Below are 9190 nucleotides of genomic sequence, written 5' to 3'. Positions count from 1 at the left end.
TCAAGCCGCTCGCGCGACCGGCAGCTCGGGGGTAAAAACCGGATTGTCGCGCAGGAGAGCCCACAGGGCGCTGGCCCGACGCCGTGCCAGAGCGATGACAGCTTGAACGTGTTTGCAGCCGTCACCTCGCGTCTTGAGGTAGAAGTCCCGGTTCGGCCCCTCACGCATCATGCTGGTCTGGGCCGACATGTAGAACACCCTGCGCAGGCAGCGGCTATAACGCTTGGGCCGGTTCAGGTTGGCGGTACGGCTGCCGGAATCGCGCGGGATGGGCACCAGGCCGGCCGCCGAGGCCAGGTGACCGGCGTCGGCGGAGGCCGTGAGGTCGCCGGCGGCAACGACGAACTCGGCACCGAGTATCGGGCCCATGCCGGGCAGGGACTCGATGATCTCGGCCTGCGGATGGCTGCGGAACGTCTCGCGGATCTGCTTGTCGATCCGCTTCAGCAGGTCGTCCAAGGCCAGGATCTGCACGGCCAGGTCAGCCACGATCTGGGCAGCGATATCCTCACCGGGCAGCGCTGTCTGCTGGGCCTGGGCGGCCTCCGGCGCCGCCGCGGCGACGCTGTCGGCACAACGAACACCGCGATTGGCCAGCCAGGCTCGCTCGTTCACTCGCCCCTCCTCGCCCCGAACAGCATGCCGTCGGCCCGAGGAGCACCCCGCTGTCATCTCCGTGCAAAGCGACTGAAACGCACATCTCAATCAGCAGCCAGGGCGCCCCGGAGAGCCGGGCGGCCACTCCTCGCAAGCACTGAAGGCAGAGAACCATAAGCCACACCCAGCGCTCCCGGGCCGCCTGACAACTTACGGAGAACCATGGCTGACCAAACACAGCCCGAACACTCGACGCATACGCCGCCCGCTCCCGACCACGGGCGTCCCACATGGGCAGCTGAATGCCACGATCTGCTGCTACGGATCGCCGGGGCCGCACCCGACGACGCGGTCACGCGGGCCAGGGCAGCGCTGGCGGACGGTAAGGGGAGTACGGTCGCGCGAGAGGTGACGCATGCCCTGCTCCAGGCCGGAACGTCATTGGCCGAGCCCGACGCCGACTTGTTGGCGGAGCTGTTGGAGACAGCGGGACACGATTCGTCCCCGCTCGACGACGTACCGATCGCGACGCCGGGCGAGCCCGGGAGGCTGCCGTTGTACACGTTTACACCCGAGCCTCCCCACACACCCGCTCGCAGCACTTCGTCTGCCGGTGCCGGTGCCAGTACCGGACAGGACAACGGCTGGGGCAAGGACGAGGCGGCTGTCAGTGCCGTCGCCGAAGTACCAGGCGCGGTCGGTCTGTGGCGCGCCTGGCGCTCGCCGGGACTCCGCAGGGTTTACGTGGCCGAGGCGGAGCCCGGCTGTGACCTGCCAGCTCTCACCGGCCTGCTTCAGCGGAGCCTCCAGAATGCGGGTGAGCCGGAGCCGCAAGTGGAGGCGTACTCGACCGGCGCGCGGCTGCCCACGTATCAGTGGTTGGCGCGCTCCTACGGCACACTGCTGTGGGCTGCGGCCGAGGAGCGGCGGATCGAGCTCGCTGGCACTTTCGACGACGTGGATCCCATTACCGGTTGTGTCGGCTTCCGAAGGGACCACCCCCGGGTGCTGGACGAGCAGGAGCTGCTGCTCATCGCCACGTATTTGCGTTCAGGCGCGCTGCTGCTCGCAACGCCCGAGCGTGCCGACGACATTCTGGACCCTGCACGCACAGGAGTGGTCCCCGTAGACATTCGTACCGACGGGGAGTGGATCTGGTCCGACGCAGTCACCTACTACCTGGAAGAGCACCGCCTGGAGCCTTCCGAGGGTCTGATCGCCCATATCCGCGCTGCCAGGTACCAGGACCCTGCCTTGGACGGCGTTGCTCTGCACCGAGCCATGGCGGTGCTGATGGATCCTCTACCCGATCGGCAGGACGGGCCGCAGGGTGAGCCAATGCCGGTTCTCTGAGCCACGTCCCACCCCAAACCCCAGCGCACGCCCCGCACCGGCAAGACGGCCGGAGCACCCAAGTTGGAGCACCAGTGAAGACATCCGCAGAAACCGTAGTCCGTCCAGCGAGCGCGAGGGAGGCCGGCTGATGAACCGCCGTGTTCTCAACGTCTCCCGGGACGAGCCCGGTTGCTACTCGACGATCACAGCCGCGCTGGCCGATGCCGGCTCCGGAGCGATCATCAATGTCCTTCCGGGCGAGTACTGCGAGAGCGTCGTCGTCAGTATCCCTGTCAGCATCACGGCTGAGGACGGCCGAGGCAGCGTCACGATCGATGCGGCCGAGGGCAGCGCCATCGTGCTCGCTACTGAGGCTGTGACGTTGCGGGGATTGGTGCTCCGCAACCGGCACTCCGAACTGCCCGCCGTCGACGCCGCGATGGGCAGACTCATCCTGGAGGACTGCACCGTCTCCGCCGACTCCTCGGCGGGAGTCGTCGCACGGGGCCGTGCCTCGCTGCGCATGCGTGACTGCCTCGTCCGCAACCCCGGCGGGTCCGGAGTGGTGGGCATGGAGGACGCCGAAGGCCTCGTGGAGCGCTGCGTCATCGAGCAGATCGGCTACTCCGGGATCGTTATCGCTGCGGGCGGTGACCTGGTCGTGCGCGAGTGCACCATCCGCGACGTGACGGGTAACGCCGTCTGCGGGACCGGTCGAGCCCGGGGCAGGATAGAGAATTGTGACATATCGCAGATCCGCGGACCGGCGCTCGGCCTGGAGAAGGAGTGCGCCACCGTCGTCTCGCGCACCCGCATCCACGACACCGCCGATGTGGCAGTTCACATCACCGACAACGCTCGCCCGACCCTGGAAGACTGCGAGATCGTGAACTCTGCTGGCCACGGCATCTCAGTCATGGGAGGCGCCGATCCGACCGTGCGCCGCTGCCGTGTCATGCGGCCAGGGGGCCATGGCATCCACGTTGCGGACCGTTCGCGCGGCACGTTCGAAGAGTGCGAGGTCGTCGATGCCCCCCACACTGCGGCCTGGGTAACCGGTGAGAGTGACCCGGTCTTCTCCTCATGCCGGGTCCAGGACAGCGGTGACGTGGCCGTCGTGGTCAGGAAAGAGTCGGCGGGCACCTTCACAGCTCTGCACATACGCGGCGCCAGGTCTCACGGGGTGGGAATCAGCACAGGCGCCAACCCGCTCTTCCGTAAGGCCACACTCATCGACTGCGAGGGACATGGTGTACTCGTCGCCGAGAACGGGCGCGGGCGTATCGAGGACTCGGAGATCGTCGGCACCCGCCTTGCGGGCCTCGCCGCCTCTGGCGGCGGAAATCCCCACGTGACCGGAACGCAGTTCCGCGGCAGTGCTGACGCCGGGGTGCTTGTCGGCGCCGGGGGCCGCGCTGTTCTACGCGACTGCGAGATATCGGGGGCTGCGGCCCAAGGCGTCATCGCCGAGGCTGACGGCCATGTGTCCCTGGTTCGCTCCCGCGTACACGATTGCCAGCAGGGAGGTATCCGGTTCGCCGAATCGGCAGGCGGGTCGGTCACGTCGTGCGAAATGTTCGACAACGGCGGAGACGGCCTGCTGGTTGCTGCTGATGAGCCGATCACGGTCAGGGACTGCGAGGTCCGGGACAACGAGGGCGCGGGCCTGCGCCAGATCGGGCCCGAAGCCCACGTGACTGTCTCCGGCCTGCTGAGCCGAGGCAACCGTTTGCCTGACGCATACGGGACACTCACCGCGAGCCACGTTGCGGAGACAGGGGCAGTAGTGCCGGCGAAAGAGGCCGCCGACGCCCCGGCCGCAGTCGCCGACCGACTGTCCGCCGCCCTTGAAGAACTGGACGCCTTGGTCGGCCTCGCCGCTGTCAAACGTGAGGTCAGCACGCTGGTCAGCCTCAACCAACTGGCCCAGCGCAGGCAGCAGGCGGGGCTGCCTGCTCCGCCCATGAGCCGTCACCTTGTCTTCGCGGGCCCTCCAGGCACCGGGAAGACCACCGTAGCCCGCCTGTACGCGCGGATACTCGCCGCCCTCGGCACGCTTCGCAAGGGCCACCTTGTGGAGGTGTCACGCCTCGACCTCGTCGCCCAGATCGTCGGCGGAACGGCAATCAAGACCGCGGAGAAGTTCAAAGAGGCCGAGGGCGGTGTCCTGTTCATCGACGAGGCGTACACGTTGGTGTCAGGCGATGGAGGTAGCGGACCCGACTTCGGTCGCGAAGCCATTGACACGCTCGTCAAACTCATGGAGGACCACCGTGACGATGTGGTGGTCGTGGCCGCGGGCTACCCCCATGAGATGCGGAAGCTCCTCGTTTCGAACCCCGGCCTTTCGTCGCGTTTCACACGAACCGTCGAGTTCGACGATTACGACACAGGCGAGTTGGTGACAATCGTTGAGCAGATGTGCTCGGCGCACCGGTACGTACTGGAATACGACGCGCGGCACACGCTCACGGAGTACTTCGAGAGAGTCCCTCGGGACGACACGTTCGGCAACGGGCGGACCGCGCGCAAGGTTTTCGAGGTCATGGTCGACAGGCAGGCGCAGCGGTTGGCCGCGATGCCAGCGGCAACGCCGAGAGAGCTCACTCAACTGCTGCCTGAGGACGTTGGTGCCACATTGAATCTGCCGGGCATGGGCCGGGGCGGCGATGAGGCCGACCTCTCCGCGCTTCTTGACCAGTTGCATGGCATGGTCGGCCTCGCCCAGGTCAAACACGAAGTGACCAACATGGTCAATCTACTGACCTCGGTACAGAGGCGTCGCGAAGCGGGACTGCCTGAGCCCTCCCTCAGCCGCCATCTTGTCTTCTCCGGCGCCCCGGGGACGGGTAAGACAACGGTCGCGCGGCTTTACGGCAAGGTGTTGAACGCACTTGGCATGCTCGTCCAGGGGCAGGTTGTGGAGGTCTCGAGAGCCGACCTGGTGGGAGAGTGGGTCGGGCACACCGCTCAGCGCACCCGCGAGGCGTTCGAGCGGGCGCGTGGTGGAGTGCTCTTTATCGACGAGGCGTACACCCTTGCCCCGAAGGGGAGTTCGGGTGCCGACTTCGGCCGCGAGGCCATCGACACTCTGGTGAAACTGATGGAGGACCACCGTGACGACGTCGTCGTCATCGCGGCGGGCTACTCGGCGGAGATGGAAGACTTCATCGCGTCCAATCCGGGGCTTGCCTCACGTTTCTCACTTCGCGTGGAGTTCGAGAATTACAGTCCGGCCGAGTTGGTGACCATTACCGAGCACCATGCTGCTGAGGCCGGATACCTGTGCTCGGCACCGGTACGGGCAGCCCTGCTCCGGCACTTCGAGGCCGTACAGCGCGGCCGCGCTTTCGGAAACGGGCGCTATGCGCGGCAGATGCTCGATGCCATGGTGACCCGTCAGGCGGGGAGACTCAGCAGTATCCTCCGGCCCACGCCTGACGACCTGCGAACCCTTCTCGCGGAGGATGTCCTCGCCCCGCCCGGAAGCGGTTCCACGACTTCCGCCCCGGACCCGGAAGGCGTGGCATTGTGAGGCGCCAAAGGATCAGGCTGTCAGCCGGCCCCTTGAGCGCTGTCCTGTGCCTCACGGCTATGGGAGGCGCTTCCCCGGCTGCAGCCGCGGACAGTGAGTGTGTCGACCCTCCAACATCGGTTGCGCGAGAGGTGTCATGGGCGCAGGAGCGGCTCTCGCCGTACCGGGCATGGGAGCTCACGCTCGGCGAGGGGGTGACCGTAGCCGTCCTCGATTCAGGTGTGGACGGATCGGTGCCGCAACTCGCCGGGCGTGTCCTGCCGGGTGTGAGCGCCGTGGGCGGTGGCCGAGCAGACACGGACTGCACAGGTCAGGGCACGTTTGTCGCCGGTGTGATAGCCGCCAGTAGGGCCAAGGACGTGGGCTTCGCAGGCATGGCGCCAGCGGCCCGTGTGCTGCCCGTACGCGTTGCCATGCCTGGTTCGGAGCCGACGGCCGCAGGCCTCGCTCGTGGCATCAGGTCTGCAGTGGCCGGCGGCGCCCAGGTCATCGCCGTACCCACCGCCGTTCAAGGTGGCAGCGCTACGCTGCGCCAGGCTGTTGCCTATGCGGTGCAGCGGGACGTACTTGTCGTCGCTGCAGCAGTCACCTTCCTCGACGACGGTGCCCTCGGCTATCCGGCGGCATACCCCGGGGTCATCGCGGTTGCTGCCGTCGGCCCTGATGGGCGCGTTAGTGACGGCTCGGAGCGTGGCGGCGTCGTCGACCTGCTGGCCCCTGGGGAGGGTGTCATCAGTCTCGGCGCGGGCGGCCACGGTCACGTCGTCGGTCGCGGCCCGCGGGCTGCCGTGCCCTTTGTGGCTGGCACGGCCGCACTCGTCCGCTCGTACCGCCCGGAGTTGACATCCTCCCAGGTCAAGCGGCGCATGGAGCTGACAGCCGATCACCCGGCCGCTGCACTGCCCGATCCGAAACATGGATGGGGAGTGGTCAACCCGTATGCGGCTGTGGCCACCGTCACGCTCGCAAGCGTCTCCTCGTTGCCCGGGAGCAAGCTCGACGGGCCGGTGCATGCCCCCGCAGAGAGCGGGCGGCCCTGGCAGGTCGCACTTGCCTTCGCCGGAGGACTGTTGGCGCTCGCAGGCACGGCCGCCTTCATGGCGACGGTCCTCGCCAGAGGGCGCTTGCGCCGCTGGCGGCCGGGACACGCTGGGTGAGCCGGCAGGCCCCCGTACAGCGTTCACGGGGGCCTGCCTCGCCTGAGAGTCGCTCCGGTCAACTGCTCTGGAGACGAGCAGTCTGCTGGATGTTGGCATCCTCGGCGCGACGGTAGTTCCCGGCCGCAGACAGCAGGCCCGCCGCACAGGTATCGAGCTTCGCTCTCAGCTGTTCGAGCTGAGAGACCATGTCCCTTGTGATCGCCACTTGCTGCGCGGCCGCTTCCTGGCCCTCGGGCAGCGAACCGTATTCGTCTTGGACGAGCCCGCAGCGCTGCGCGTAGCGCTCAATGTGGCGCTCCAGCTCACGGCTTGCGCCGGCATACTCGCGCGCCAGGTGGTCAATGAGGGCGGAATCCACTCTCGTGACATCCACTACGTCATCTCCGATATTTGCATTGTGGTGCATCACCCTCTGTAGGCAAGCTGGACGTCCTGATACTCGCCAGTATTTTTCAGGGATCTGCACGCAGGCCAGTTGCCAACTTAGGACCGGCGGTCACGGCGATGAAGGCCTAAACGGGGCCCACGTCTTTGGGCCCCTGGCTTCAACCGTTCTTCACTCTGTCGTATATGCCCTGATAGGTCGCTTGACAATGGAACTCAGCTGACACGAGAGTTCGGTGCCGGTAGCGCCGGCGGAACTGGGAATCGAAGGAGCGGCAGCCGATTTGCCTGCGCCCGGCCTTTCTCTGTTCCGGCTGATGTCCGGTCGAGTCCTCCGAGTGAAATCGGTGTGCCGGCCTGATCGGAGGCCCTCACCCGTTGCTCGCATGCCAGAGGAAAGAAAGTTCCGTTGGGAGACTTGAGAGCTCTTGATATGAAGGCGGATGGTTCGGATCCCCCCGTCCGGGCCTTGGTCGTCGACGACGATCTGGTGGTCCGACTCGGCCTAGTCACCCTTCTGCAGTCCAGTGGCCGAGTCATCGTTGCGGGGGAGGCTCGGGACGGTTCGCATGCTCTGGAGCTCGCTCAGCGGCTTCGCCCCGATGTGGTGCTGCTCGATCTGGACATGCCGCTCTGCGACAGCTTGTCCGCCCTGCCGATGCTCTCCAGGATCTGCAAGGTCCTCATGCTGACCAGCATCGACGAGGCCGGCCTGGTCGAACAGGCGCTGCGCGTGGGTGCCACAGGCTATTTGGTGCACCGCCAGTTCAACGCCAGGGAACTGGTCGCCGCAGTCACCTCCACCGCCCAAGGGCGTGCCCATCTCTCGCCCGGTGCGATCACGGCGCTGGCCGAGAATCTGCGGTCGAGGCGGTCGGTGCACGTAGGTCACGCCGCGGCTGGTAGGGGCGGGCAACTGTCGAAGCGTGAGCTCGAGATCATGGACCACATCGCCCGCGGGCGGAGTAATCCGGACATTGCGCGACTACTCTTCCTCAGCGAGAAGACGGTCAAAAATCATGTTAACCGCATCTACGCCAAGCTGAAGGTCCGCAGTCGCGCCGAGGCCGTGTCCCTGTGGCTGGGGGCGCGAGTCGGCGCGGACTGAGCAAGGGCTTCCCTAGTAAAAGTGAAGAGCATTCTTGGCGGACCGGTCGAATAGGAGTGACGTACTTCTCTATCGTTGATCGGAATTGGGCTTACGGTCTCATTTTCTCGCAAGAAATTAGAGATTCGCCGCCTCGTGGCCGACAATCGATGCGCGATGGCCGGAACGCTGATAGCGCCCGAACGGGCATGGGTCTAGGGGCCCACTGCTTTTCCGGACCGCCCGCCCAAGACCGTCACACCAGCTGCCGCGGCATGCCCCGCGGCGTTCCAGTCCCCCAGCCCACAAGGAGTGCATTGCGATGGGTAGCCAGTGAACGGAACCCCAATTCACCATGAGGGTGAGAGCAGAGGTGAGCACATTCCGGTCACTCCGGAGAAACTGCGCTCCATGAGCTTCGCCCGGGCGCCTCTCACACGGCGTGGTTTCGATGAAGTAGAGGTGCGCCAGGCGCTCCAGGAGGCCGCCGACGAGATATCCCGCCTCACCGTCGAAAACGCCGGGCTTCAGGCGGAGGTCCAGCGCCACAAGGACTGGTTGCGCGCGCGCAACATCGCGATGGCTGACATGGTCCCGACGGGCGTTCCCGGAGTAGACGCCATCGTGAACTGCTCGCGTACGCAGGAGGTGGCTGATCGGACGATCACGGACGCCATCTATGAGGCATTGAGCGACTTGGAAGGCGCTCACGCACACGCCAAGATGATCCTCGTCGAGGGCCGCGTGCGGGCTGCAGTTGCCTCCGAGGAGGCAGCTCGCACGTACCGGGGCCAAGTCTCCCGGTACGACCCGCAACTGGAAGAACTCGAGAGGCTCAAGGCGTACCTGCACACCATGGCCGACATGCTGATCGTTGCCGCCGCCTCGTTCGAGGCGGGATGGCCTACATCGGCGTCGGGGCCGCTGGCCGAGTGACCTGAGTCGGAGATTCGTCGTTGAGTGGGTATGAGTCGTCCGGGTCGGAAGATTCCCCCGTTGTCGGTCACTGATGCCCAGCTGGCCGTGCTGGAGGGCTGGGTGCGTCGTCGCTCGACGGCCCAGTCTCTGGCTCAGCGTTCAAGGATCGTTCTG

Annotated in this window: 6 protein-coding genes and 1 pseudogene; 5 read left to right on the top strand and 2 right to left on the bottom strand. The window is 66.3% G+C overall.

Annotated elements, in window-relative coordinates:
• A pseudogene (locus MDN94_RS36335) lies at positions 1 to 621 on the bottom strand (transposase); the annotation flags it as partial.
• Positions 622 to 1005: 384 nt separating this feature from the next.
• Here MDN94_RS36335 and MDN94_RS36330 point away from each other — a divergent pair.
• The 3 genes from MDN94_RS36330 to MDN94_RS36320 all read left to right on the top strand — a co-directional run bounded on the left by MDN94_RS36330 (position 1006) and on the right by MDN94_RS36320 (position 6624).
• Positions 1006 to 1950, top strand: a complete 945-nt coding sequence (locus tag MDN94_RS36330) for a hypothetical protein (RefSeq protein WP_482730057.1) — start codon at positions 1006 to 1008, stop codon at positions 1948 to 1950.
• A 130-nt stretch (positions 1951 to 2080) separates the two neighbouring features.
• Positions 2081 to 5467, top strand: a complete 3387-nt coding sequence (locus tag MDN94_RS36325; protein WP_482730056.1) for a right-handed parallel beta-helix repeat-containing protein — start codon at positions 2081 to 2083, stop codon at positions 5465 to 5467.
• 131 nt (positions 5468 to 5598) lie between these two features.
• Positions 5599 to 6624, top strand: a complete 1026-nt coding sequence (locus tag MDN94_RS36320; RefSeq protein ID WP_482730055.1) for a S8 family serine peptidase — start codon at positions 5599 to 5601, stop codon at positions 6622 to 6624.
• Between the two features lie 58 nt (positions 6625 to 6682).
• On the opposite strand, the gene MDN94_RS36315 is transcribed toward MDN94_RS36320, so the two are convergent.
• Entirely contained in the window at positions 6683 to 7036 is a 354-nt protein-coding gene (locus MDN94_RS36315; protein WP_482730054.1) for a hypothetical protein, read from the bottom strand.
• A gap of 444 nt (positions 7037 to 7480) precedes the next feature.
• On the opposite strand from MDN94_RS36315, the gene MDN94_RS36310 reads away from it, so the two are divergent.
• Both MDN94_RS36310 and MDN94_RS36305 read left to right on the top strand, forming a co-directional pair.
• Positions 7481 to 8119, top strand: coding sequence for a LuxR C-terminal-related transcriptional regulator (locus tag MDN94_RS36310; RefSeq protein ID WP_482730053.1), 639 nt, complete (start codon positions 7481 to 7483; stop codon positions 8117 to 8119).
• A 390-nt stretch (positions 8120 to 8509) separates the two neighbouring features.
• Entirely contained in the window at positions 8510 to 9034 is a 525-nt protein-coding gene (locus tag MDN94_RS36305) for a hypothetical protein (RefSeq protein ID WP_482730052.1), read from the top strand.
• Positions 9035 to 9190: the final 156 nt, after the last annotated feature.

Source organism: Streptomyces sp. WAC00040 (assembly GCF_056835925.1).
This window is presented reverse-complemented; position numbering and strand designations above follow the sequence as displayed.